This is a genomic window from Winogradskyella poriferorum (assembly GCF_050618035.1).
In the GTDB taxonomy this organism is placed as follows: domain Bacteria; phylum Bacteroidota; class Bacteroidia; order Flavobacteriales; family Flavobacteriaceae; genus Winogradskyella; species Winogradskyella poriferorum_A.
This window is the reverse complement of sequence record NZ_JBODPY010000001.1, coordinates 932185-959075: the sequence shown is the minus strand read 5'-3', so window position 1 is coordinate 959075 and position 26891 is coordinate 932185. Positions and strand designations below refer to the sequence as shown.

At 34.7% G+C, this 26891-nt stretch carries 20 protein-coding genes, 1 tRNA gene and 3 pseudogenes; 12 read left to right on the top strand and 12 right to left on the bottom strand.

Features of this window, described 5'->3' with window-relative positions:
• Positions 1–106: 106 nt before the first annotated feature.
• Positions 107–2386 carry an inorganic phosphate transporter gene (locus ACRHOC_RS04280; RefSeq protein ID WP_431157312.1) on the top strand — a complete coding sequence of 760 codons (2280 nt, stop codon included), beginning with the start codon at positions 107–109 and terminating at the stop codon, positions 2384–2386.
• 2 nt (positions 2387–2388) lie between these two features.
• On the opposite strand, the gene ACRHOC_RS04275 is transcribed toward ACRHOC_RS04280, so the two are convergent.
• Positions 2389–4137 carry a Na/Pi cotransporter family protein gene (locus tag ACRHOC_RS04275; protein ID WP_431157311.1) on the bottom strand — a complete coding sequence of 583 codons (1749 nt, stop codon included), beginning with the start codon at positions 4135–4137 and terminating at the stop codon, positions 2389–2391.
• Positions 4138–4272: 135 nt separating this feature from the next.
• On the opposite strand from ACRHOC_RS04275, the gene ACRHOC_RS04270 reads away from it, so the two are divergent.
• Positions 4273–5124, top strand: a complete 852-nt coding sequence (locus ACRHOC_RS04270; RefSeq protein WP_431157310.1) for an OmpA/MotB family protein — start codon at positions 4273–4275, stop codon at positions 5122–5124.
• 98 nt (positions 5125–5222) lie between these two features.
• Positions 5223–5942, top strand: coding sequence for a DUF6503 family protein (locus ACRHOC_RS04265; RefSeq protein ID WP_431157309.1), 720 nt, complete (start codon positions 5223–5225; stop codon positions 5940–5942).
• 51 nt (positions 5943–5993) lie between these two features.
• Here ACRHOC_RS04265 and ACRHOC_RS04260 read toward each other — a convergent pair whose 3' ends face one another.
• From ACRHOC_RS04260 to ACRHOC_RS04250, 3 genes are all read right to left on the bottom strand, one after another.
• On the bottom strand, positions 5994–8465 hold the full coding sequence (locus tag ACRHOC_RS04260; RefSeq protein ID WP_431157308.1) for a ribonucleoside-diphosphate reductase subunit alpha: 2472 nt from the start codon (positions 8463–8465) through the stop codon (positions 5994–5996).
• A 184-nt stretch (positions 8466–8649) separates the two neighbouring features.
• On the bottom strand, positions 8650–9630 hold the full coding sequence (locus ACRHOC_RS04255; protein WP_431157307.1) for a ribonucleotide-diphosphate reductase subunit beta: 981 nt from the start codon (positions 9628–9630) through the stop codon (positions 8650–8652).
• A gap of 439 nt (positions 9631–10069) precedes the next feature.
• Positions 10070–10642 (bottom strand): DUF3109 family protein, encoded by a 573-nt coding sequence (locus ACRHOC_RS04250; protein WP_431157306.1) that lies wholly within the window; start codon positions 10640–10642, stop codon positions 10070–10072.
• Positions 10643–10730: 88 nt separating this feature from the next.
• On the opposite strand from ACRHOC_RS04250, the gene ACRHOC_RS04245 reads away from it, so the two are divergent.
• From ACRHOC_RS04245 to ACRHOC_RS04235, 3 genes are read left to right on the top strand one after another with little or no spacing between them, the layout of a single operon-like run.
• Positions 10731–11312, top strand: a complete 582-nt coding sequence (locus ACRHOC_RS04245) for a MarC family protein (protein ID WP_431157305.1) — start codon at positions 10731–10733, stop codon at positions 11310–11312.
• Between the two features lie 17 nt (positions 11313–11329).
• On the top strand, positions 11330–11533 hold the full coding sequence (locus ACRHOC_RS04240) for a hypothetical protein (RefSeq protein ID WP_431157304.1): 204 nt from the start codon (positions 11330–11332) through the stop codon (positions 11531–11533).
• Complete coding sequence (locus ACRHOC_RS04235; protein WP_431157302.1) at positions 11530–12141, top strand: FAD-dependent oxidoreductase; 612 nt, start codon at positions 11530–11532, stop codon at positions 12139–12141. The genes ACRHOC_RS04240 and ACRHOC_RS04235 overlap by 4 nt, the downstream gene beginning before the upstream one ends.
• Here ACRHOC_RS04235 and ACRHOC_RS04230 read toward each other — a convergent pair.
• The 4 genes from ACRHOC_RS04230 to ACRHOC_RS04215 all read right to left on the bottom strand — a co-directional run bounded on the left by ACRHOC_RS04230 (position 12131) and on the right by ACRHOC_RS04215 (position 15025).
• The gene (locus ACRHOC_RS04230; RefSeq protein WP_431157301.1) at positions 12131–13738 is read right to left on the bottom strand and encodes a S41 family peptidase; all 1608 of its coding nucleotides are present in this window, start codon (positions 13736–13738) and stop codon (positions 12131–12133) included. The two genes, ACRHOC_RS04235 and ACRHOC_RS04230, sit on opposite strands and share 11 nt — an antisense overlap.
• Positions 13738–14169, bottom strand: coding sequence for a deoxycytidylate deaminase (locus ACRHOC_RS04225; protein ID WP_431157299.1), 432 nt, complete (start codon positions 14167–14169; stop codon positions 13738–13740). Before ACRHOC_RS04225 ends, ACRHOC_RS04230 begins: the two co-directional genes overlap by 1 nt.
• A gap of 103 nt (positions 14170–14272) precedes the next feature.
• Positions 14273–14863: a HupE/UreJ family protein gene (locus ACRHOC_RS04220; protein ID WP_431157298.1), complete on the bottom strand. Its 591-nt coding sequence runs from the start codon at positions 14861–14863 to the stop codon at positions 14273–14275.
• Between the two features lie 80 nt (positions 14864–14943).
• A tRNA-Leu gene (locus ACRHOC_RS04215) sits at positions 14944–15025 on the bottom strand.
• A 143-nt stretch (positions 15026–15168) separates the two neighbouring features.
• Here ACRHOC_RS04215 and ACRHOC_RS04210 point away from each other — a divergent pair.
• The 3 genes from ACRHOC_RS04210 (at position 15169) to pth (ending at position 17621) form a co-directional block, all read left to right on the top strand.
• On the top strand, positions 15169–16107 hold the full coding sequence (locus ACRHOC_RS04210; RefSeq protein WP_431157297.1) for a ribose-phosphate pyrophosphokinase: 939 nt from the start codon (positions 15169–15171) through the stop codon (positions 16105–16107).
• Positions 16108–16259: 152 nt separating this feature from the next.
• On the top strand, positions 16260–16916 hold the full coding sequence (locus ACRHOC_RS04205) for a 50S ribosomal protein L25/general stress protein Ctc (protein WP_431157296.1): 657 nt from the start codon (positions 16260–16262) through the stop codon (positions 16914–16916).
• Between the two features lie 138 nt (positions 16917–17054).
• Positions 17055–17621 (top strand): aminoacyl-tRNA hydrolase, encoded by a 567-nt coding sequence (gene pth / locus ACRHOC_RS04200; protein ID WP_431157452.1) that lies wholly within the window; start codon positions 17055–17057, stop codon positions 17619–17621.
• Between the two features lie 40 nt (positions 17622–17661).
• Here pth and ACRHOC_RS04195 read toward each other — a convergent pair whose 3' ends face one another.
• The 4 genes and pseudogenes from ACRHOC_RS04195 to ACRHOC_RS04180 all read right to left on the bottom strand — a co-directional run.
• Positions 17662–18561, bottom strand: a complete 900-nt coding sequence (locus ACRHOC_RS04195) for a PorP/SprF family type IX secretion system membrane protein (protein ID WP_431157295.1) — start codon at positions 18559–18561, stop codon at positions 17662–17664.
• Positions 18562–18590: 29 nt separating this feature from the next.
• Positions 18591–19511: pseudogene (locus ACRHOC_RS04190) on the bottom strand (gliding motility-associated C-terminal domain-containing protein); the annotation flags it as partial.
• Between the two features lie 108 nt (positions 19512–19619).
• Positions 19620–19847 (bottom strand): annotated as a pseudogene (locus ACRHOC_RS04185) (thrombospondin type 3 repeat-containing protein); the annotation flags it as partial.
• A gap of 30 nt (positions 19848–19877) precedes the next feature.
• Positions 19878–22451: pseudogene (locus tag ACRHOC_RS04180) on the bottom strand (reprolysin-like metallopeptidase); the annotation flags it as partial.
• A gap of 534 nt (positions 22452–22985) precedes the next feature.
• Here ACRHOC_RS04180 and ACRHOC_RS04175 point away from each other — a divergent pair.
• From ACRHOC_RS04175 to serS, 3 genes are all read left to right on the top strand, one after another.
• Complete coding sequence (locus ACRHOC_RS04175) at positions 22986–23894, top strand: bifunctional riboflavin kinase/FAD synthetase (RefSeq protein ID WP_431157294.1); 909 nt, start codon at positions 22986–22988, stop codon at positions 23892–23894.
• Entirely contained in the window at positions 23887–25194 is a 1308-nt protein-coding gene (locus ACRHOC_RS04170; protein WP_431157293.1) for an HTTM domain-containing protein, read from the top strand. The genes ACRHOC_RS04175 and ACRHOC_RS04170 overlap by 8 nt, the downstream gene beginning before the upstream one ends.
• A gap of 89 nt (positions 25195–25283) precedes the next feature.
• On the top strand, positions 25284–26555 hold the full coding sequence (gene serS, locus ACRHOC_RS04165) for a serine--tRNA ligase (RefSeq protein ID WP_431157292.1): 1272 nt from the start codon (positions 25284–25286) through the stop codon (positions 26553–26555).
• Positions 26556–26891 lie beyond the last annotated feature (336 nt).

The window sequence follows — 26891 nt, the reverse complement described above, 5'->3', positions numbered from 1 at the left end:
TATAGTGGCTTAAGCATTGATTTGGCCCTATTTAAAAATAACAATTAGGTAACACAACGTTCAAAATATTTAAGGTATTTTGCATTCAATTTTATGATTCCTTAACATGGAGAATCTTTATGTTTACATGCTTGCCGCCTTGGCCTTTCTTGCAATCGCAGATTTAGTCGTTGGTGTAAGTAATGACGCTGTTAACTTCTTAAATTCAGCAATAGGTTCTAAAGCAGTTTCCTTTAAAACGATAATGATCGTAGCTAGTGTTGGTGTAGCCGTTGGTGCACTTACTAGTAGTGGTATGATGGAGGTTGCACGGAAAGGGATATTTAATCCAGGAGAATTTATGTTTAATGAGATTATGATCATTTTTATGGCCGTAATGCTCACAGATATCTTACTCTTGGACTTCTTTAATACACTCGGTTTGCCCACCTCAACAACCGTATCCATTGTATTCGAACTCTTGGGTGCTTCTGTTGCTGTGGCTTTAATTAAAATATATAGCAATGATGCCGAAAGCATTACAGATTTAACCAACTACATTAATAACTCAAAGGCAATTGAAATAATTCTCGGCATACTGCTTTCAGTTGTTGTGGCCTTCACCATAGGAGCCATTATCCAATATATCTCTAGACTGTTATTGTCCTTTAAGTTTGACGAAAAACCTGTTATTTATAGCTCCATTTTTAGTGGTTTTGCCATAACCTCTATTATGTACTTTATCATAATCAAAGGGTTAAAAAATGCGACTTTCATTCCGGCGTCAGTCAATGAGTTTTTAAACACAAATCCATATACATTTATAGGAATTAGCTTTTTAGTATGTACTGTACTATCCTTTTTAGCAATACGGCTTTTCAATGCTAAAATCTACACCTTAATTATTATTGTCGGAACTTTTGCGCTTGCCGTAGCATTTGCTGGAAACGACCTTGTAAATTTTATTGGTGTCCCTATTGCAGCTTACAACTCTTATGAGGCTTGGGTTGCTAGTGGTGTACAGCCTTCTAACTATGTGATGACGGCACTCGGAGAACCTGTACAGACCGAACCACTATTATTGTTGATTGCAGGATTGGTTATGGTATTGACGCTTTGGTTTTCTAGCAAGGCCAAGGCCGTGGTAAAAACATCGGTTGACTTATCGCGCCAAGACGAAGTAAAGGAACGTTTTGAACCCAATTTCCTTTCTAGAAACATTGTTAGACTATCTATCGGTTTAAATGAAAGTGTTATGAGATTACTGCCCGAATCTTATAAAAATTGGACCAACAATCAGTTTATACAACCAACAACATTTCTAAAAAAACAGGATCGCCCTGCATTTGATTTGGTGAGAGCTGCTGTAAACCTAATGGTTGCTAGTGTACTCATATCCATTGCGACCTCTATGAAATTACCACTCTCAACCACCTATGTCACCTTTATGGTTGCTATGGGAACATCCTTAGCGGATAGAGCTTGGGGAAGTGAAAGCGCTGTTTACAGGGTTGCTGGTGTACTCAATGTTATTGGTGGTTGGTTTTTCACTGCGATAAGCGCATTCGTTGCCGCTTCATTGATGGCTTACATTTTATTTATTGGAGGTGGTTATGCACTCATTGGGTTATTTGTTTTAGCCATTTTCTTATTGGTTAAAAACTACCTTACCCACAGAAAGAAGACTAAAGAACAGCGCGAAGAAGACCATCTTGAAAGAGCAGAAAGCAGATCAACACAAGGTGTAATTCACGAGAGTGCATCAAATATTGCCAACGTTGTAAAACGTGGAAATAGAATTTACACGTCAGCTATAAATGGTTTGGCAACTCAGAACCTTAGTTCCTTAAAGAAAAACAGAAAACAGATTACTAAACTGTCTGATGAGATTGATGATCTAAAGGATAATATCTTTTATTTTATTAGAAATCTTGAAGAACCAAGTGTCTCAGCAAGTGATTTTTATATAAATATTCTTGGTTACTTACAGGATATGACCCAATCCCTAGAATATATTTCTCGAGCTAGTCATAAGCACATTAACAATAATCACAAAAAGCTAAAATTCAGCCAGATTAAAGAGCTTAAAGATTTAGATGAAAAAATAGAATCTTTATTTAAATCAACACAAAGTGCTTTTGAATCGCGTTCTTTTGAGATGATAGGATCCGTTCTCGCTGAGAAACCAGTGGTTTTTAATCTCGTAAAAGAAAAAATTCAACGTCAAGTTGAACGTACTAGAAGCGAAGAATCAAGTCCAAAAAATACAACACTATACTTTAGTTTATTATTAGAAACTAAAGATCTACTAACAGCAACAATGAATCTTCTTGAGGAATACTACAGCGCTCATGACAGTTCTGTTGAACCAGCTACTGCGAACAATAGTCCTGAAGAATCAGAATAACATTAATTTGAATTATTTTCAATAAGTGTATCCTTTTTGCCATAAAGCAACTCGGCAACCTGAATTAATTTATCAATCATATTGTTGACATTGTCGTAGTCATTGAAGAGTGAGGATGCCATTTCTACAGAAATTAAATCGTTCTTAATCAAGTCGTTTACTGACCTATTACTTGTTATAGGTTTTTCAACGATTTCATTCTTTAGCTTAATCAATTTTTCATGATGTAATTGGTTGTCTTCTACTGTTCTAAATAAATGAATAGTCCTTAAAACCTTTACAGTCCTATTCCTTAATTTGTTGTATTCCTTTTTTATATATTCATTATCAGAATTGAGATATTGGTTAACATTCCTACTCAATTCCAATACATCTTTTAATATCTCAACCATCTTTCTATTAGCTACTTTAAGTTCCAATATTTGATTGTTTTGCATTTCATTTAAGACTAAAGCACTTTGTGCCTTTGTCGCATAACTTATAATCTTACCATAGATAGTCTTAACCTTGGTTTGATAAAGTTCTCTTACATCAGTATCAAAAACAGTCGTAGACTTTTTAATAACCTTCTTTACTTTTAAATCTGATTTTATGTCGGTTCTACTTATACTTAAGGCATGAGATACAATCTGAAATATTGCATTTTTAAACAGATATTGTGTTTCTTGGGTTATAGCCGCAATTGCTGTTTCAGGATATTTTAAAACATCGCTCGACAGATATTTTGGTTGTTCAATAGCTTTTTCTTGCATGGCAACTTCTGGAACCATGCGTTCCACAATTTTGGAGATTGGATTTACGAACCAGACTAATAATAATGTATTAGCAATATTAAATGTTGTATGGAATAACGAAATAGCCACTGGTATTGCCATAGCATTCACATAAGGCGAATCATTCCCTAAATATTCAGTTAACCAACTCACCATTTTTAAGAAGGGATAAAATAAAATCAGCATCCATAAAACACCAATTAAATTAAAAATGAGATGCGCTCTTGCGGTTTGTTTAGCTCTAAAATTTCCGATAATCGCGGCCAAGTTCGCCGTAATGGTAGTACCCACATTTTCTCCTAAAACCATTGCTGTCGCTAATTCAAAAGGTATCCAACCTTGAGCGGTCATAATAAGCGTTAGTGCCATTGTTGCACTAGAAGATTGAATTACTACCGTTAATACAGTACCAATACATAAAAAAAGTAAAATAGAGATATAACCAAGATCTGTATACTTTGAAAGAAATGCCAGCAGTTCTGGATTATTATTAATATCTGGCATTGCATCCTTCAAAAATTGAAGTCCAATAAAGAGAAGAGCAAACCCAATAATAAAATTTCCAAGGTTCTTAAGTTGTGCTTTCTTTAAAAATGTGAGTCCAAAACCAAGTCCTACCAGCGGTAAAGCAATAGCATTCATACTTACTTTAAATCCTAGTATGGTAATTAACCAAGCTGTTATGGTGGTCCCAATATTTGCACCCATTATAACACCTATGGATTCAGTTAGTGTCAATAATCCAGCATTAGCAAAACTAACTACCATTAAGGTAGTAGCCGATGAGGACTGTATAACTGAAGTTATAAGAAAGCCTGTAGCAATACCAAAAAATCTATTGGATGTCATACTAGCAAGGATGGATCTCATTTTATTCCCAGCCAATAATAAGAGTGCATCACTCATTACTTTCATACCAAACAAAAACACACCTAGCGCACCTAGCAATTGTAATATGTCTGTGAAACCGTATTGCATATGAAAGTAATTACATATCAAGGTAATGTAATCTTCGAGGTCATTAAAAAAAATTCAAAAAAATCACTTTTAAACGTCCTTTTCTTGACTTTCGTCGTATATAAAATGGAATTAACAATAACTCAAAACCAACAAATGAAAAAAATTTCAATTCTATTACTTAGTGTAATCGTATTAAACTCTTGTGTTTCTAAAAAGAAATATCTAGCGCTAGAACAAGAAAATGGTGAAATTAAAAGTGAGCTTACAAAAACTAAAGTCGCTAAAGAGGATCTCGAAACAAAGTTTGCAAAGATCCAAGCTAGGGTTGATGACTATAATGCAAAGATCAACTCTTTAAATGAAGATGTTGAAGGTCTTAAAATTGAGAACGACATTAAACTCGATGTTAATGCTGATGGAACTGTAATCTCTAATGCAAGCAAGGAGAAAATGCTTTCTACTTTAGAAAAAGTAGACCCAGAAAAATTAGCTAATGCTAAAACATTAAAGGATTCAATGAATTTGGCGATCCAGTACAATTTAGAAAAGTCTATGGACACGTCTGACTTGGATGAGGATGAGGACATTGCAGTTAACATTAATGAAACTGTTGTTATGATCTCAATTTCTGACGAAATGCTTTTTAATACTGGTAGTTATAGATTAAGCAATAAGGCTAATACTGTATTAGAAAAACTTGCAGATGTTATCAAATCTGAAGAAAGTATAGATGTTATGGTAGAGGGCCATACAGATTCTAGATCAATCAATACTGATAAGATCGCAGATAACTGGGACCTTAGTGTTTTAAGAGCAACCTCAGTGGTAAGAAGATTACAAAACAAATACGGTGTTAAACCAGAACAACTTATCGCATCTGGTCGCAGTAGTTACCAACCTTTAGTTTCTAATGACACTAGAGAAAACCGTTCTAAAAATAGAAGAACACGAATTATATTAATGCCAAATATTGACAAGTTTTTTGCATTAATGGAAGCTAATTAATCCATTGACCTGAAAAGGCAATAAAATGAAGCACCCTCCCGTAAAGTTCGGCATTGGGTGCTTTTTTTATTAAGTTGTAATTTGTAAAAAAATAACTTATGAAATTTTTATTGTCCGTTGCACTCTTCTTTATTACATTTTTTCAGTACGCGCAGGAAATAAGTGCTAAAGAGCTTATTAAAAAGACCATCGAATATCATGACCCATCTGGGAACTGGAATTCGTTTAATTCAATATTTAAAGTTGTGATGGCTACTCCTAATGCCTCTGATAGAACAAGCACAATTTCAATTAATCTGCCTGCTCAATATTTTAGTGTTGAAGCCACTAGGGATTCAATCACAACCTCCTATATCCTAGACAAGAATGAATGTACAATGTACTATAACGATAATATCTTGGATACTGCGGCAGCAAAGGAAAAAAACATGTCTTGTGACAGAGCCAATCTCTATAAGAATTACTATACCTATTTGTATGGTCTCCCGATGAAACTAACCGATCCTGGTACAAACATAGATAATGAAGTTCTCAAGCGATCATTTAAAGGTAAGGACTACTTAGTTGTAAAAGTAACCTATGACAAGGCTGTAGGTAATGACATTTGGTATTTTTACTTTAATCCTGAAAACTATGCCATGGAGGTTTATCAATTTTTTAAAACAGACGATTCTGGCAAATTAATAAAAGATTCTGGAGAATACATTTTACTCACAGAAGAGTCGACAATCAATGGTATAAAAATGCCAAAAGTTAGAGCCTGGTATTATAATAAAGACGACAAATACTTGGGCACAGATACCCTTTACAGAAATTAAAAAAAGCACCTCAATTGAGGTGCTTTTTTATTTATGATAATTCAATTAAGATTAAGATCCACACATTAAACAGTCATCGCCTTCATTGGCTTTTGCTTGTGCGATTAAAGCCTTCATCTCTTCAGGAGACATCGGTTCTACTTCTGTAGTTTCCTGCGTGAATTTAGCTGCAGTTTTAGCGGCTTTGGCTTTTTGTTTTGCCACTACAGCCTCTTCTGTTACCTGCACGGCCTCTGCAACAGGCTCCTCTTTTTTCTTATTAGTAAGTGTAAACTTAATAGCATCAACAGCACTCTTAGTTCTTAAATAGTACATGCCAGTTTTTAATCCACTCTTCCAAGCGTAGAAATGCATTGAAGTAAGCTTAGCCATTGTTGCGCCTTCCATGAATAAGTTAAGCGATTGCGATTGGTCAATAAAGTAACCTCTTTGACGCGACATATCGATAATGTCTTTCATACTCAATTCCCAAACCGTCTTATATAGCTCCTTAATATCTTCTGGTATGATATCTATATTTTGGATTGATCCGTTAGCTCTCATGATATCTTGCTTCACTGACTCATTCCATAATCCTAGCTCTACTAAATCTTCTAAAAGATGTTTATTTACTACAATAAACTCACCAGATAATACACGTCTTGTGTAAATATTAGAGGTATACGGTTCAAAACACTCATTATTACCAAGGATTTGCGACGTACTTGCAGTAGGCATCGGTGCAACTAATAAAGAGTTACGAACTCCATTCTTCGCTACTTGCTTTCTAAGTTTTGCCCAGTCCCAACGACCGCTTAGCTCTTCATCCTTTATATTCCAAAGGTTGTGTTGAAATTCTCCTTGGCTAATTGGTGAACCTTCATATGTTTGGTAAGGTCCGTCTACCTTAGCTTCTTCCATTGATGCTGTTACAGCAGCAAAGTATAAGGTTTCAAAAATTTCTTGGTTTAAAGCTTTTGCCTCATCACTCGTAAATGGTAAACGAAGCTTTATAAACGTATCTGCTAAACCTTGAACACCTAAGCCAATTGGTCTATGACGCATGTTAGAGTTCTCAGCTTCCTTAACTGGATAGTAATTTCTATCGATAACTCTGTTTAAGTTCTTAGTAACACGCTTTGTGATTCTAAATAGCTCTTTATGATCAAATGCACCATTCTTTACAAACATTGGTAATGCAATTGAAGCTAAATTACATACAGCTACCTCATCAGGAGAAGTATACTCTAAAATCTCAGTACATAAGTTTGATGATTTTATGGTCCCTAAATTCTTCTGGTTAGACTTACGGTTAGCTGCGTCTTTGTATAACATATAAGGCGTACCTGTTTCAATTTGAGATTCCATGATTTTCTCCCAAAGTTCTCTTGCCTTAATCGTTTTACGTCCTTTCCCTTCTGCTTCATACTTAGTGTAAAGTGCTTCAAACTCTTCACTATGTGTGTCTGCCAAACCGGGACATTCATTTGGACACATTAAAGTCCATTCTCCATCTTCTTGAACACGCTTCATAAATAAATCAGAAATCCACATCGCATAGAATAAGTCTCTTGCGCGCATTTCTTCTTTACCATGATTCTTTTTAAGATCTAAGAAATCAAAAATATCAGCATGCCAAGTCTCTAAGTAAATCGCAAAACTTCCTTTTCTCTTACCTCCACCTTGGTCAACATAACGTGCTGTATCATTAAATACTCTTAACATTGGCACGATACCATTAGAGGTTCCATTGGTCCCAGCAATATAACTTCCTGTAGCTCTAATATTATGAATAGACAATCCTATTCCACCTGCTGATTGTGATATTTTAGCAGTTTGTTTTAAAGTGTCGTAAATACCATCAATACTATCTTCTTTCATGGTTAACAAGAAACAAGATGACATCTGTGGTTTTGGCGTACCCGAATTAAATAAAGTTGGTGTTGCGTGTGTAAAGTACTTCTTAGACATTAATTCGTATGTCTCAAGAGCAGCATCTAAATCGTTAAGGTGAATCCCTATGGAAACACGCATGAGCATATGCTGTGGACGTTCAGCAATTTTACCATTAAGCTTTAATAAATAGGAACGCTCAAGAGTTTTGAACCCAAAATAATCATAGCCGAAATCACGGTTATATATAATTGCCGAATCTAACTTATCCTTATTATCCTTAATTACATTATAAACTTCATCAGATAAAAGTGGTGCTTTCTTTCCCGTTCTTGGGTTGACATATGTATATAAATCTTCCATGACCTCACTGAAAGATTTTTTGGTGTTTTTATGTAAGTTAGAAACTGATATTCTTGCCGCTAATTTTGCATAGTCTGGGTGACTGGTTGTCATCGTAGCCGCAATTTCTGCCGCTAAATTATCGAGTTCGCTTGTTGTTACGCCATCATATAAGCCCTCAATTACTCGCATTGCTACTTTTACCGGATCTACTAGTTCGTTTAATCCGTAACACAGCTTTCTTACACGAGCTGTAATCTTGTCGAACATCATTGGTTCTTTGCGGCCATCTCTTTTAATTACATACATATATCAGTTAGTTTTAAGTGTCTTCTGAATGCACCAATTCAGAAAACCGTTAGTTAGTTATGGTGGCTATTAAAATATAATAACCACTTAGTTGAATTATTAATTTTTTTTTTGGACTACGCCTTCATTGAAAAAGGCATAGAATTGGCATTGAATTTTTTGTCTATTGCTAGAACTAATTCAATTAAAAATCAGCGTCGAAAGTAAATTTATCTTTCTCCTCTTCTTTGTTAAGTACACCTGCCTTTTGATATTCAGACACACGCTTCTCAAAGAAATTAGTTTTTCCTTGAAGTGATATCATATCCATGAAATCGAATGGATTACTTGCATTGTATTCTTTTTCGCAACCAAGTTCTCCTAAAAGTCTATCGGTTACAAATTCTAAATACTGCGTCATTAATTTGGCATTCATACCAATTAAGCTTACTGGTAACGACTCCGTAACGAACTCGCGTTCTATATTTAGGGCATCAACAATAATTTCTCTAATTCTCTCTTTAGGCACTTTATTAATTAAATGGTGGTTATGAAGATGCACAGCAAAATCACAATGCACACCTTCATCTCTCGAGATTAACTCGTTAGAGAAAGTTAATCCCGGCATAAGTCCTCTTTTCTTTAACCAAAAAATAGAACAGAATGCACCTGAGAAGAAAATACCTTCAACTGCTGCAAAAGCAATTAAACGCTCAGCGAAACTTGGAGACTCAATCCATTTTAAGGCCCAATCGGCTTTTCTCTTAATAGCAGGAAAATTCTCGATTGCCTTAAAAAGAACGTCTTTCTCAGCTTCGTCCTTAACATAGGTATCAATTAATAAAGAGTAGGTTTCACTATGGATATTCTCCATCATAATTTGGAATCCGTAGAAAAACTTAGCTTCACTGTATTGTACTTCATTTACAAAGTTTTCAGCTAAGTTTTCATTTACGATTCCATCACTTGCGGCAAAAAAGGCTAAAATATGCTTAATAAAGTATCTTTCGTCGTCATTTAACTTTGTAGACCAGTCTGTAAGATCTTGGTGTAAATCAATTTCTTCTGCAGTCCAAAAACTTGCTTCTGATTTCTTATACCATTCCCAAATATCATGGTGTTGAATCGGAAAAATTACAAATCTATCTTTGTTTTCTGCTAAAATTGGCTCTACTGCTTGCGACATGTTCTAATTGCTTTTATTGAAAATTAAACGAAAAAATTTACTAAGACCTGGGACTGACAAAGATTCAAAAATGTACAGTATAATGAAAGGCAATTTTAGAAACATTGTCAACAAGTTTTTAACAACACTTAGAATTGCACAAAAAATCCTAATCCTCTTTCATTTTCAATTTAAATAAATGATTTTCAGTATTTTATAAATATTTTTTAATTTTAAAAATATTTGATTTTTTGTAGGTAATATCTTATTAATAATAACCTAATAAGGCGTGTTTACTACGATTGAATTTTTTGTTGAAAATTTGATGAAAAAAACCAAACCAAATAAAAATTCCTTCAGAAATCTGAAAAGAAAATAAATTATGAAATAAAATTTTATGCAGTAAAAAGTTTCTTTTATTGGAAGAATTTAACTTTTTCTCTTCTGAAAAACTGTAAGACTACTTTTTGAAATTTTCTTGTGCGATTTTCTCCAATTCAGCATACCAGTCTTCGCCAAATTTTCGCACTAAGGCCTCTTTTACAAACTTATAAATAGGAACTTGCAACTCTTTTCCTAAAGTACAGGCATCATCACATATTTCCCACTTTTCGTAGTTAACAGCTGTAAATTCAGAATATGATCTTGTCCTAATAGGATATAAATGACATGAAACGGGTTTCTTCCAATTGACCTCACCTTGGTTATAGGCTTCTTCAATTCCACATAAGGCAGTGCCTTTTTCGTCATATATTACATAAGCGCATTCAGCACCATTTACTAAAGGTGTTTCTAATTCTCCATATGATGTTGTCACAGATGTGCCTTGAGCTTCTATAACCTCAATACCTTCTTTTCTAAGGAATGGCTTTACCTTAGGATAGATTGTTTCAAGAATTTTTACTTCTTCCTCATCTAAAGGCGCACCAGCATCACCCTCTACGCAACATGCACCCTTACATGCTGAAAGATTACATAAAAAATCCTTTTCGATAATGTCTTCTGAAACCAGTGTTTTACCTAATTGAAACATATCACAAAAATAATTAAACTTTACAGTAATTTAATATTGAAAATCTGTAATTAAGTCGCACCTTTGCGGCGAAATTTAAATCGTTATAATGCAATTCAATTTTAAAGAAATATTTACTGCATTTATGGTATTATTTGCAGTAATCGATATTATTGGAAATATCCCAATAATTATTGATCTCAGAAAAAAAGTTGGTCATATCCAAAGTGAGAAGGCATCCTTAATTGCTGGTGTTATTATGATCTTATTTTTATTTCTTGGAAAAAGTTTATTAAGCCTTATTGGCGTTGATGTTAATTCGTTTGCAGTTGCAGGAGCATTCGTAATATTCTTTATTGCTTTAGAGATGGTACTTGGAATAACATTATATAAAGATGATGATAACAATGCATTAACGGCTTCTGTATTCCCTCTTGCGTTTCCACTAATCGCTGGCCCAGGTAGTTTAACAACCTTACTTTCTCTACGTGCCGAATTTGATATTCAAAATATAATTGTCGCCGTTGTTAGTAATGTTCTAGTCATTTACTTAGTTCTAAAAACTTCTGCTAAAATTGAGCGTATTATAGGAACTAATGGAATTAACATAATAAGAAAAGTTTTTGGTGTAATTTTGCTAGCGATTGCAGTGAAGTTATTTGCAACAAATATTAAAGCTTTATTGGTTTAATTTTTAACTAAAAGACTATGAAGATTTTTACGTCCATTCTCACCATAATTGCCATAGCATTAATCGTATTTAACACGACCAAAATCAATTTAGAGGCTCCACTAGAAGGTAATAGTTATACAGCAATTTTGACCATAATTGCTGGACTCTGCGCAGTGATATTGCTTCAAATTTTACGACTATCTAAAAAAGTTGAAGCTTTACAAAAGAAGCGTAAATGAAATATGATGTTTTGATTATTGGTGCAGGAGCAGCTGGTATGTCTTGTGCTTTGGTGCTTGGTTCTGCAATAAGCAAACCTTTTGCTAAGGACAAACGTATTGGTATAATTACGCATCAGAAAACGTCACACCTTCAAAATGCGCTATTTAATAACGTCCTTGGATTGGCGCCAGGCACATTAGGACGTGATATACTTCTAGACGGTAAAAATCAACTAAAAACTCTGTACCCTCACGTAGAACAATTGGGAAAGGAAAAAGTAAAAGCAATCGAAGAATCTTCCAATGGCTATAGAGTAATTACCAATAAAAATATTTACGAAACGACAATGGCTGTTATTGCAGTTGGCTATACAAGTCTTATAACCATAAAAGGATTAGAGTCTTATATAGAACCTCATCCCAGAGCGGCAATCGAAAAAGACAGGATTTGGTTAAAAAATAAAGACCATGTTGTCAGTGAAAATTTATTTGTGGCTGGAACCTTAGCAGGATGGAGAAGTCAATTTGCGATTGCAAGTGGAAGCGGTGCGCAGGTCGCTACTGATATTTTAACGCTTTGGAATAATGGTAAGCATTCCAAAATACATGACAAGGTTACTGTTTAAAATTAGGGTATTCTGCACTAAGTAAAATAACTTCTTGCACCATTTTATCCTCTCTATTTAAAATTTCATCAAACGTATTATCATCAAATAATTGGCGTCCTAAAGTGGCTTTAATAAGACGTTTTATTTCTTCACGGTAAGCAACAAAGGTGATATTAGAATCTTCTTTGAAATTCACATAGTCCTTAAATCGTAGGGCCATTTCATCATCAACTTCAAAATTATTAATGAAGTCATACTTAGTATAATTTTCATATTGGTTTCGATCTTTATCTAGTTCTTCAAAAACAAAAAACCCAAAAAGACCTCTTCGCCTCATATAATTTATCATCTCATTATCAAAGGCGGCATCAACAGGAACAAAAATATCTGGTATTATACCTCCTCCTCCATAAACCACCTTACCTTTAGGTGTGGTGAATTTTAGTGAATCATCAACCTTAATATTATCAGAATCTGTTAATTCTCCCGTTCTTAAACGCTTAAAATAATCTCTAAAATAATTCTTGTTCTTACCATTCTCATAGGGTCTCTGAATAGATCTACCCGTTGGTGTATAATATCGAGATACTGTTAGTCTAACCGCGCTACCATCTCCAAGTGCCATTTCACGCTGCACCAAACCTTTTCCATAGGATCGTCTACCGACGATTATACCTTTATCATTATCCTGTAATGCACCTGCAATAACTTCACTTGCGGATGCAGAATTTTCATTTATGAGAATATAGACTTCATTATCTTCAAAATCACCGCGTTTTGTAGCATAGGTTCGTTCTTCTCGTCCTTTTTTATCTCGAGTAAATACTATTAGTTTTTTATCCTCTAGAAACTCATCTGCAATCTGCTCAGCGATTCCTAAAAACCCACCAGGATTATCTCTTAAATCTAAAACCAATTTTTCGGCACCTTGATTCTTTAATTCTTTTAATCCTGTTTTAAACTCTTTATAAGTAGATTCTGCAAATCGATTAATCTTGATATACCCCAAATTATCCGTAAGCATGTAGGAGGCATCAACACTTTTAATTGGTATATCCTTTCTAGTTACTTCAAATTCTAAAAGGTCTTTCTCACCCTTTCTAAACACAGTTAAATTTACCTTAGTGTTTTTATCTCCCTTTAACTTATTAGTGATAAGATCATCTGTTATAATTTTTCCATGAATGGTATCACCATCGGCCATAAGAATCCTATCACCACTTAAAATTCCTGCAGCTTCACTTGGGCCTCCTTCAGTCGGTTTAACAACTGCAATAGTGTCTTTATAAGCATAGAAATTAATCCCTATACCAACAAAATCACCTTTCATATTTTCGGTAATCCGTTGTATGTCTTTTTCTGGTATGTAGGTAGAATGTGGATCGAGATTTTCTAAGATGCCATTTACAGTGACGTCAACAATACTATCGGTATTAATATCATCAACATATTCATAATCGATGTAATCTATAAGCCGATTAAGCTTATCCTTTTTGCTGTTTGTTGTAAATAAACGGTCTGAAGTATCCGTGAAGTTTAATTTCCCTCCAATGACGACACCTGCTGCAACCGCAACACCTATTATTAATGGTATGTATTTATTTTTTGTCGCCATTATGACTGTAAGTCTTCAATATATTCAAGCTCTACACCTGCCTTTTTTAAGAATTGCAAACCGGAGTCATCTTTATAAGCATTGTGATAAACAACCCTAACTATTCCAGCTTGATGAATCAGCTTACTACACTCTTTACAAGGACTTAATGTAATGTAAAGTGTTGCACCTTTACAGGATTGGGTCGAAGAGGCTACTTTTAAAATTGCATTCGCTTCAGCATGCAAGACATACCATTTGGTATAACCTTCGTCATCCTCGCAATAATTTTCAAAACCTGTAGGTGTTCCATTGTAACCGTCGGAAATAATCATTCTATCTTTTACAATTATTGCACCAACTTGTTTACGCTTACAATGCGATAGTTTACCCCATTCTTTAGCTATTCTTAAATATGCTTTATCGTAGCGTCTTTGTTTAGTTTCTGACATGCATTTGATTATTGCACAAACGTACAATGTTATTAACGAAGATAAAAGTATACTATTTTATACACAATCGGCTTAGAGTTAAAGTTTTACCAATCTTTGTTATCTAATTTAACAAATCACTACCCATGATCATAGGTATAACAAGACCTACAACAACAGCGGAGAGTACCATAACCCAATCTCTTCTCGAAAATCTAAAAATAGTTTGAAATAAAAACCCAAGGAACAGTATCACAAAGACTATAATGATCTGGGCAATTTCAATACCTAAAGCAAACTCTATTAAAAGTTCTAGCTTATTTTCAGATTGTCCTGCAAACATTTTGAATTCTCTAGCAAAACCAAGACCATGAATAAGTCCAAAAAATAGAGTTGCAAAAAACAATAAGGAGATTTTACTTGATTTTTCTTTTTTACCAGCAGTAAATACGTTGTAAATAGCCACGATTAAAATGGTGACAGGTATTAAAAACTCAACAAGTTTGCCATTTACTGTAACTATACCATAGGCTGCCAAAACCAAGGATAAGGTATGGCCTAGCGTGAACAATGAGACCAAAATTAGAACACGTTTCCAATCTTTAAACACATAAGGTACAGCCAATACCATTAAAAATAACACATGGTCATAGCCATTTGGGTCAAGTACATGATTAATGCCATATTGAACATTAAACCAAAAATTTTCTAACATAATTAATTCATTTGGGATGTACCAAAGTTACAATTAAATTCATAAAAAAAGCTTCAAGATGTATACTTGAAGCTTATGCGTACTCAAGGTGGGAATCGAACCCACACTCCCGAAGGAACTGGATTTTGAATCCAGCGCGTCTACCAATTCCGCCACTTGAGCAAAACGGGAACGCAAAAATAGAAAATATTTTTTCTAGGTGCACAAAAAAGCGATTGTAATATCCCTTAACCCGCAAATTATTTTGCTAAATTTGCGCTTTGCTAAATGACCCTAATTGATTAACCCTTTATTACTCTTTCGATATGCCTTTTGCAACCGAAGCCAAAATTTTTACATGCTCTCAGAGTAGAGAACTTGCTGAATCAATTGCTAATGCCTATGGTGTTAAACTAGGCAACGTTATTACCTCTACTTACAGTGATGGTGAATTTCAGCCATCTTATGAAGAATCTATAAGAGGTACTCGCATATTTATTATTGGCTCTACTCATCCTGGCCCTCAGAATTTGATGGAGATGCTTTTAATGATTGATGCTGCGAAGCGCGCTTCTGCTAGACATATTACAGCAGTAATGCCATACTTTGGATGGGCAAGACAAGATCGCAAGGATAAACCAAGGGTTCCTATCGCTGCAAAATTAGTAGCGAAGATGCTTGAGGCTGCTGGTGCCACAAGAATTATAACTATGGACTTGCACGCAGACCAGATACAAGGATTCTTCGAAAAGCCAGTAGACCATTTATTTGCATCGACCATATTTTTACCGTACTTGAATAGTTTAAACTTAGATAATCTAACTATTGCTTCACCTGATATGGGTGGATCTAAACGTGCTTATGCTTATTCTAAGGCCTTACAAAGTGATGTTGTTATTTGTTACAAACAAAGAGCCAAAGCAAATGTAATTTCTCATATGGAACTTATTGGTGACGTCACTGGGAAAAATGTTGTATTAGTCGACGACATGGTTGATACAGCAGGAACGCTGACTAAAGCTGCAGATCTTATGATGGAACGTGGCGCTATAAGTGTTAGAGCAATTTGTACACATCCTATTCTATCTGGAAACGCCTACGAAAGATTAGAAAATTCTGCTTTAGAAGAACTTATTGTTACAGACTCTATTCCACTACGCCAAGAGAGTAGCAAACTCAGGGTTTTAACATGTGCTAATTTATTTGCAGAGGTTATGTATAATGTGCATAACAACGAGTCAATAAGTAATAAATTCGTCATTTAATTAGACGGCTTTTCTAAAAGATTAAGGCTACGGAAAAGTGCTTCTGTTATTTCAGATTAAAAAAAGCCCTTAAACACTAGTATTTCAACAATATATTCTTAAATTTGCACCCCTTTTAGAGGGAAAATTTTTTATTAATAAAACATTTCAAAATGAAATCAATTACAATCAATGGATCTCAAAGAGAAAGCGTGGGCAAGAAGTCAACAAAAGCCTTACGTAATGCTGGTCAGGTTCCTTGCGTGTTATACGGAGGAGACAAGCCACTACATTTCTCGGCACCAGAATTGGCTTTCTCAAAGTTAGTGTACACTCCAGATGCGCTTACTGTTGTGATTGCTTTAGAGAGCGGTGAAACTTACAATGCAATTATGCAAGATATTCAGTTTCATCCTGTAACAGATAGAATACTACACGTAGATTTCTATCAAACTTTTGAGGATAAAGAAATAACTATGAACATCCCAGTTCATATTATCGGTACTTCAAAAGGTGTATTAAACGGTGGTGTATTAAGACGAAATCAGCGTAAATTAAGAGTAAAAGCTTTACCTGGAAATTTACCTGACTTCATCGAAGCAGATATTACACCTTTAAAAATCGGAAGTAAATTATACATTACCGAATTAGAAAACGATGCTTACACGTTCTTACACCCAGACAATACTGTTGTTTGTCAGGTAAGAAGATCTAGAGCATCTATGGCAGTAGAAGACGAAGATGAGGATGAAGATGAAACTACTGAAGGTGGAGCAACAGCAGAAGGTGGTGCAGAAAATGCAACGCCAGCAGGTGACGCTCAGGAATAAGCAAAGCTTAACCAATTATATCAAAAGCATTCTATTACAGAATGCTTTTTTATTTTAGCACAAATTTGATCTATGTGGGATATAATTAAAAATTGGCTTGGTTTTGGAGATGAAGAAAAAGACAAACATCTAGATGTTATGAAAAAGTTTTTAATAGTTGGCTTAGGTAATATTGGAGAAAAATATTCCAATACAAGACACAATATCGGATTTCAAGTATTAGATCATTTGGCAAAGCAGGAAGAACTCTCCTTTGAAACTGTCAAACTTGGTGATCTTTCGACATTAAAACTAAAAGGTAGATCTGTTCTATTATTAAAGCCAAGTACCTTCATGAATCTTAGTGGAAAAGCAGTAAAATACTGGCTTACCAAAGAAAAGGTTCCTTTGGAAAATCTTCTTATAATAACGGACGATTTAAACCTTCCTTTTGGCACCTTAAGGTTAAAAACTAAAGGTAGTGATGGTGGCCATAATGGTCTTAAAGACCTGCAAGACAAACTACAAACAACTAAATACAATAGATTGAGATTTGGGATAAGCGATAGCTTTTCTAAAGGACGACAAGTAGACTATGTCCTTGGTGAATGGACTAGTGAAGAATCAGAGCAACTCAATGAGCGCTTAGACAAATCAATAGCACTTATAAAATCTTTTGTACTATCTGGAGCAAATAATACAATGAACACCTTTAATGGAAAATAAAAAGACCGTCAAATGACGGTCTTTTTTATGATATTAATTTCTAATTATTCCTACTAAAAACAAATCGTAGTAGTACTTCATGAGTTCCATTACTATTGTTCGAAATTTCATCTCGTGTTGAACTTTCGTAAGAATAGCCAATATCTAACCAATCTGAAAGATTTATCATCATAAGCCCTCCAAAAGCTTCATCTGTTCGGTAGGCTAAGCCAACTTCAAATCTATTATAGAATCTGAAGGCTCCTGTTAAATCTAATGACAACGGAGATCCACTCACATATCTCACCATAGTTGATGGTCTAAATTCTGTATTATCATTAATTCTAAAATTATAACCACCAGAAAGGTAAACATGAGCTTCCTGAGTCGCCTGTGTAACTCTTCCGTCCGCTTCATCTAATCTTTCAGAAGACAATATTCTAGGGACAGAGAGTGAAAGAAAATACTTGTCATTTACTAAATAGGCACCAGCACCAAAATTTGGTCTAAACCCACTATCTATATTTCCCAAAGCTGGGTCATCTGGCAGTCCAATATTTGCAAGATTACCTCTATCTATATTGTAGGTACTACCACCTGCTTTAAGTCCTAAAAATAAATCTGTCGATTCGGAAATCTGTAACTTATAAGAAAAGTCTACATTAAAACTGGTTTGACTTTCAATAAATACTTGATCGCTTACAACCGATAAACCTATACCAACCTTCTCACTTAGTGGTCTAGAATAGAAAAAGCTTTGTGTTTCTGGCGCACCAATTACACTTATCCATTGACTTCTAAAGTTTGATGTGAGATTAGCTGTCCCGTCAGCTCCAGCATAGGCTGGATTAATAACATTCATTGTATATCTATACAACGTATAATTTGGTTCTTGTTGAGCATATGTTGACCCAAACAAAAGAATTGCAATTATGATTACTGTGTTTTTATATAATTTCATTGTGTTCATTTTATTTAAGTTATACACTCTTAAAGCGTTAAATAAATCCATCCAGATAACATTACTGTACCGTCTCCATTTTGATCAACCTGATAATAATAAGAGCCTGTTGGTAAAGTGTCACCGCTGTAAGTTCCATTCCAATCATTATTATAACCTTTGGTGCTAAAGACTTCTTTACCCCATCGATTAAATACTTTTATATCTGCATTCGGATATCGATCTGCATTAATAATTATCCATGTATCATTAATACCATCTCCATTTGGTGTGAGTACGTCATTAATAATTAAACCATCACATGCATCTCCAATACCATTACCATTAACATCTTGTTGGTCTGGATTAAAATCAAACTGACAATTGTCATCAACATCAAGTACACCATCATTATCATCATCATCGTCACAGATATCTCCTAAGCCATCCATGTCGTTATCAGCCTGATCTGGATTTGGAGTTGTTACACAATTATCAACACTATTTAAGACACCGTCTCCATCGATATCATCATCACAAACATCTCCAATACCATCATTATCAAGATCTGCCTGATCTGTATTGGCTGTCTCCGGACAGTTGTCGTCGTCATTTAAAATAGTATCTCCATCAATATCATTCGGATCTCTAGTACCACAAACCTCAATTGTAAATTCTTCGATTGTACCACCATCTAAAGCACCAAATGTATCAGTAACTGTTAATGTCCATGTACCGACTGAAAAATCTCCATTAAAGTCATTTAAATCTCCTTCTGGTAAGAATGTTCCTGTAAAAGGCGCTGCAGCTCCAGTAATTGGAATTGTAGCATCCATATCAAAAGTAGTATCGATATAATCTTGTGCAAATGCTGCACCATTACCTGTAGACAATTCTACCTCAACTCCTGTTGGACTTGTAAGGAAAATGTCAAGATCATTAACCCACGTATGAGGAATATTTATTGTGACATTGACGTCGCTAATAATAAGTACTTCAACGATTTCTGCAGTAACAGTATAAGTGGCATCATCACCACTATCTGCTATGGCAACAGGCGTATCTGTTGATGTTTGTAAATCACATTCTATATCACATACATCTCCTATACCATTATTGTTAAAGTCTGATTGATCCGGATTCGGTGTTTCAGGACAATTATCGTCCCCATTTAAAATACCATCACCATCTATATCATCGTCACACACATCACCAATACCATCATTATCGATGTCAGATTGATCAATATTAGCTGTCGCAGGACAATTATCGTCATCATTTGGTATGCCATCGTTATCAATATCTTCTTGTGGGCTACCACAAATTTCGAGTGACCAGCTATCAATTGATCCTGTATCAATACCAGCATTATCAGTTATTTTAAGACCCCAATCTCCTCCTGAGAATCCACCGATTAAAATCCCTAAATCTTCATCTGGTAAAAACTCACCTGTAAATGGCGCGGATCCATCAGCAATTGGTGTTGTTGCTGTCGTATTGAAAATTGTTCCTATAAAATTATCACCACTACCACCATTTCTGTTAGATAAGATTACCTCCGTTCCGTCTGGTGCAATTAGTGTAATAATTAAATCTGCATCAAATGTGTGGGTTACATCAATAGTAACAATCAAGTCTGTAATTAAAGAGGTAGTAGGTACATTAATAATCGAAGTTGCTCCAACTGGATTATTATCAGGAATGTTAATTGGTGTATCACCTGAGTTATAAACCGTACAGAAAATATTTGCGGTTGTAAAGGACGCTTGCGAATAACTTCCTTGACCACAATCATTAATTGCTCTTACTCTCCAAAAATATTCTGTTACAATATCTAATGTGGTAACCGTAAACGTTGGATCCGTTACTGTTGCATTGGCCACAATATTTGTAAAACCAGAGTCTGTAGCTACATCTATTTCATAAGATGTTGCATTAGGATCAACATCCCATGTGAAGATAGCATTAGTTGCCTCAATGTCATCAACACCATCTGCAGGCGTTAATAGATTAATTGTTGCAAAATTTGTGTCATAGACATTAAATGCAACATCGGAAGATTTAGTAATTGCTCCTGAAGTACCAACTAACTGAAAAGGATAATTTCCAATTGCCAGAGAACCTATACCAGAAATGGTTGCCGTAACACTAGTTCCGTCGGCTGATGCACTTGTAGGTGCAAATGTCGCAGTAGCTCCTGCCGGTAAACCTGTAGCACTAAAATCTGTTACTCCGGTAAATCCTAAGAATGTATTATAAGTAAATGTATAAATCACATCATCAGGAGAACATACGTCTATCTCTGATTGATCTACATTTAATACAAACTCCGATTCTTGAAGTGAAAAGTTAGTAGAATTAATAGCATAGAAAATATTTCCATTTCCTTCAACTTTAACTCTCAATGTTGAAGAATCACCACCCGTAATTGGCACAGTGATAACTTCTTCACCATCATTTGGCACATTCGATGCTAAAACAAATGGAAATGTAAATCCTCCATCTGTTGATAATAATATATTTACCGTAGGTGTATTAACGGCTCCAGCATCAGTACCCGCAACATCCCAAGTTATAGTTTGGTTGGATCCTGCATCCCAAGTTTCATTTGTTGATTGAGAAGTCACAACAAAGGGTCCAGCAGAATCATCGACTGTTACAGTCATTAAATCAAAATCACTCTGTGGTGTTTGACCAACACCATCTGCATCACTACGATCTCTAACGGTTAATGCATAATTTAATGTTCTCGATACATTTGAAACTGTTTCCCAAGAAGAATTATCAACTGTCTCAGTAGGGAATTGTTCTGTTAATTGACCTGCAACAACACGTTCGATAATTGGCATATATCTATCTGGTGATGTACTCGGAGGTCTCGAACGCCAAACAGCTCCAGATGCCAAATTAGGACCAAAATTGCCTGAAGTACTTACACCATTATCAATTTGTTCCCATGTATATGTAAGTATATCTCCTGAATCTGGATCTGTAGCACTACCAGGTAAAATGAATGCTGTTCCAATTGGGATAGTGTGATCATCACCTGCATCTGCTACTGGTGGGTTATTGGCAATAGCTGTTCCCACCCAGCAAGTTCTTGTTTGTAAATTTCCTAATATTTGTACTATACTGTAATAATGAAAATAAGGATCGGAATGATCTTGAACATCGTTTGGTCCAGTAATTCCGGCATAACCCATAATTGTTGTTCCACTACCAGGCTCGGCATTTACACCTGTACCTTCACTGCTAAAAGACCACGTATGGTTAGCTCCCATTTGATGTCCAATTTCATGTGGCACATAGTCTATATCAAAGAAATCTGACATATAAGGTCCACCATCATTATCTAAAAAGGAATGCGATGAAAAACCAGATCCTTTAGCACCATCTACACATACACATCCTATACAACCTGCATTTCCATTATTACCTCCAAAGTGAAAAAGGTGTCCAACATCATAATTGGCCTCACCAACATTTGTTGTTAATGTTGCTTGTAATTCGCCATTAAAATTACCACCGTATGGATCAGTAGCCGTATCTGTATATATTATTTCTGTGCCTGTAACTAAGGTAAAAGTTACAGCCATATCTACTTCAAAAACTTCATTAGATCTGTTTAATGTAGCAACCACCTGAGCTAATGCATCTTCTGCAGCATCTCCATTACCAGCATCACCATCATCCCAAAAACCAGTATATTCTGCTGTAGTTGAAATGGCAATTCTAAATGTTCTTAACGTCTGATCATTTGCATCTCTATTGGTTAAGCTATTAGTATCGATAGGAAAGAACTCATCATCTGTTAAACAACTAAAATCCTTAGTTTGATTTATTCTTACGTCCCTCGAATAATTGATATATTCAGTATTATTTGTTTTTGATAAAGGGACTGTAAAACTCATTGGCTCATCTAAAGTTGAAACCATAGTTTGTAATCCTTGTGGTGTAATACTGAATCGTACTCTTGTTCCTGGCTTATCAATACTAAATCCGAGATAAGTCTTGATTTCAGGATACAATTCCGATAACTCTTCTGATAAAACAGGCGCTTCAACAACTGCGAACTGAACAAATTCTCCATTTAAATCTGGAAGATAAATTCTCGCATAATCTTGAGTTAAACCCGTCCCTCGCAGTGGAGCATCTCTAAGTTCTTCTTTTAAAGCATCTATATCTAGCCTAAATAGCTGATAATGCTTCTGATTAAGTTCGGTAAGATTGTCATTATTTAGATCGGATTTTTGAATCTGTTGCCAGTAATTTTGCTGGGCAGATACCGAAATAACACATAAAAACATGGTTAATGACAAAACAAAATGTAGCTTTGTTTTCATAAGTTGTTCTAGTAGAAATTAAAATTTCCCGAATTTATGATTTTTTTAACAGACGTTAAAAAATTTGCGCAAAAAACATTAATTATTAATTAAATCTTTGATTTGACTGAAAAATCAGCAAAAGTAACGACTATTGGAACCTTTGATGGCGTGCACATTGGCCATCAAAAAATCTTAAATCAGGTGGTTAATCTGGCTGAAAAATATGGTTATGAACCTATTGTTCTAACACTTTTTCCGCATCCCAGAATGGTCTTGTACAAAGATGAAACTATAAAAATGCTTAATACGATTGAGGAACGCATTGCAATTTTAAAATCTCACGGTATTTCCCAAGTTATAGTGAAAGAGTTTACTCAAGAATTTGCAAATCTTTCAGCGCGAGATTATGTGCAAAATGTATTAATTGATGAACTCAATACCAAACAAGTCGTTATAGGCTACGATCATCACTTTGGGAAAAACCGTAGTGCCAATATCAATGATCTCAGAGATTTTTCTAAAGAATTCAATTTCAATATTCAAGAAATATCTGCACAAGACATAAAAGATGTAACCATTAGTTCTACTAAAATTAGAAATGCTCTAAATGAAGGCGAAGTTGCATTGGCTAATTCTTTTCTGGGATATAATTACTTCTTACATGGACAAGTAGTTAAAGGTAAAGGACTTGGTAGAAAATTGGAATTTCCAACTGCAAATATTGAAGTAGATCAAAAGTATAAGTTAATTCCAAAAGATGGTGTATACGTGGTAAAGTCATACCGGAATAATGACTCCATATATGGTATGATGAATATAGGAACTAACCCTACTGTAGAGGGCAAAAACAGATCTATAGAAGTGAACTTTTTCGATTTTAATGAAACGATCTATGGAGAATCCTTTAAGATTGAGTTTTTAAAACGGTTGAGAGATGAGCATAAATTTGAAAATATTGATGCGCTTAAATCACAACTCAAGAACGATAAATACAACGCTCTCAAATTCATATCTCATCTAAATGCTTAAATTTCTATTTAGACATATTGATAATTCTGGGCTTGTTGTTTTCAGAATTTTCTTTGGTCTATTATGTTTTTTAGAATCTGTAGGTGCCGTTTTTACTGGTTGGGTTAAACGTACACTAATCGATCCAGAATTTACATTTTCATTTATTGGTTTTGAATGGTTGCAACCACTACCTGGAGACTGGATGTATGTCTATTATATTGTTATGGGCCTTTTTGGGCTATTAGTAATGGTAGGCTATAAATATAGATTCAGTATGCTAATGTTTGCACTGATGTGGACAGCCACCTATTTAATGCAAAAATCAGCTTACAATAACCACTACTATTTGTTATTTATACTCAGCTTTTTAATGGTTTTATTGCCTGCTAATTCTTATGCTTCTTTAGATGCTAAGCTTAATCCTGCAATAAAGAAAATTTCAATGCCAGCATGGTGTAAATGGATATTTATAGTACAATTATTGATTCTATACACTTATGCGTCAATTGCGAAGCTCTATCCTGATTGGCTAGACACCTCTGTAGTTGCACTTCTTATGAAAGGTAAAGCCAGTTACCCAATTATTGGTGAATTCCTTCAAAAACAAAGCGTGCATTATTTTATAGCATATGGAGGCATTTTATTTGATGGTTTAATCATTCCACTTTTATTATTTAAGCCTACACGTCGTATTGCATTTTTTGCATCAGTCTTTTTTCATTTGTTTAATTCTATTGTTTTCCAAATTGGCATATTTCCGTACTTATCTCTAGCATTTAGTCTATTCTTCTTTAGTCCAGAAACCGTGAAAGGCATTTTCCTTAAAAAGAAACCCCTTTATACAGATAATGCTGTTAGTATTCCAAAAAGTGGAAAATTAATAGCTGGTCTTTTCGTCATCTATTTTTTAATCCATATCGCCTTACCATTAAGGCATCACTACTTTAAGGATAATGTTCTTTGGACCGAAGAAGGACATCGTCTGGCTTGGCGTATGATGTTAAGAGCAAAAGCAGGGAGTGCCAGTTATAAAGCTGTAGATGCAGATACACAAGAAACCATTCGTATTAATCTCAATGATTATCTAACAAAAAAGCAACAGAATGGCGCCAAAACCAAACCAGACATAATTTGGCAATTTGCACAATATTTAAAGGAAGATTTTGCCAGGAAAGGACAAAATGTAGAAATCTATGTACGTGCCTATGTTAGTGTAAATGGAAAACCTGCTAAATTGCTTATAGATCCCAATGTAGATCTTGCAAATGAGTCGTGGAATCACTTTAAACATCACGACTGGATATTACCATCAAATTAGAATTACTTTTATTTTAATCTGGTCAAATTCTTATTACTTTTGTCATTCGATTTTTTTGACATTTTTGTCAATTATAAATAATCACCACTATGTTACAGGTTGCATTTATCCGAGATCATAAAGAAGAGGTCATTACCAAATTAAAAAAACGTAATATCGACCCAACAACAATGGTTAATGAGGTCATTTCACTTGATGAAGAAAGACGTTCATTACAAACTAAACTAGACAACACAAAAGCCGAATCTAACAAATTATCAAAGGAAATTGGCATGTTGTTTAAATCGGGTGAAGCACAAAAAGCAAACCTACTAAAGGAAAAAACGACCCAACTTAAAGAAGAAACAAAGGATTTAGAGCAAGAATTAAATTCGAAGACTGATGCCCTGAAGGAAGTTTTATACAAAATCCCAAATGTACCTCATACTTCTGTTCCAAACGGAAACTCTGATGAAGATAATGAGGAGGTTTATAGAGAAGGTGATATTCCAGAATTATTTGAAGGTGCACTTCCACATTGGGAACTTGCTAAGAAATATGACATTATTGATTTTGAATTAGGTAATAAAATTACCGGTTCAGGATTTCCAGTTTATAAAGGTAAGGGCGCAAAACTGCAACGTGCCTTAATTACTTATTTTTTAGATAAAAATACAGAAGCAGGTTATACTGAATACCAATTACCCCATCTAGTAAATGAAGCCTCAGGATTTGGAACAGGGCAATTACCAGATAAGGAAGGGCAAATGTATCATGTAGGTGCAGATAATTTATATCTCATTCCAACTGCAGAAGTACCAGGTACAAATATTTTTAGGGACAGTATTTTAAATGAAAAGGACTTGCCTATTTCAATTACTGGTTATACTCCTTGCTTTAGAAGAGAAGCTGGAAGTTATGGTGCTCATGTCCGTGGATTAAACCGTTTACATCAATTTGATAAAGTTGAGATCATAAGGGTAGAAAAACCTGATAACTCGTATAATGCGTTAGAGGGTATGGTTGATCATGTCAAAGAGATTTTAAAGGAACTAAAATTGCCTTATCGTATTTTAAGACTATGTGGTGGTGATGTTACATTTGCTTCAGCTTTAACTTATGATTTTGAAGTCTTTTCAACTGCCCAAGAAAGATGGTTAGAAATATCTTCAGTTTCTAATTTTGAAAACTTCCAAGCAAATCGTTTAAAGTTGCGTTTTAAAAATAGTGACGGCAAGAAAGAATTATGTCATACATTGAATGGTAGTTCTTTGGCCTTACCTAGAGTTTTAGCTGGAATTTTAGAAAATTATCAGACAAAAGCTGGTATAAAAATCCCAGATGTTTTAGTGCCTTACACTGGATTTGAGTATATCGATTGATGTAACTCCTCCATTCTAAGCATGATAGATTTGTTAAAAAAATAGGTTTTTAATCGATTTTTTGTGTATTTCTTCGCTTTTTTTATTTATTTTTATCATGTTAGTAATCCAAATCTGATAACTAACCTATAATGAAAAACCTAAAACGTATTGTTTTACTTGCAGCTTTAATAGTTATGGTAAGCAAGGTTTTATTTTAACCGACAATACTAGAAGATAATAAGGACACCAAGACAAAGTAACTGAATCATATTTTATGACGAATAATGATTAATAGCACATTTATTTTGCTGGTCAAAATGCCTAAACCGAACGTTTAGGCATTTTTTTATAATA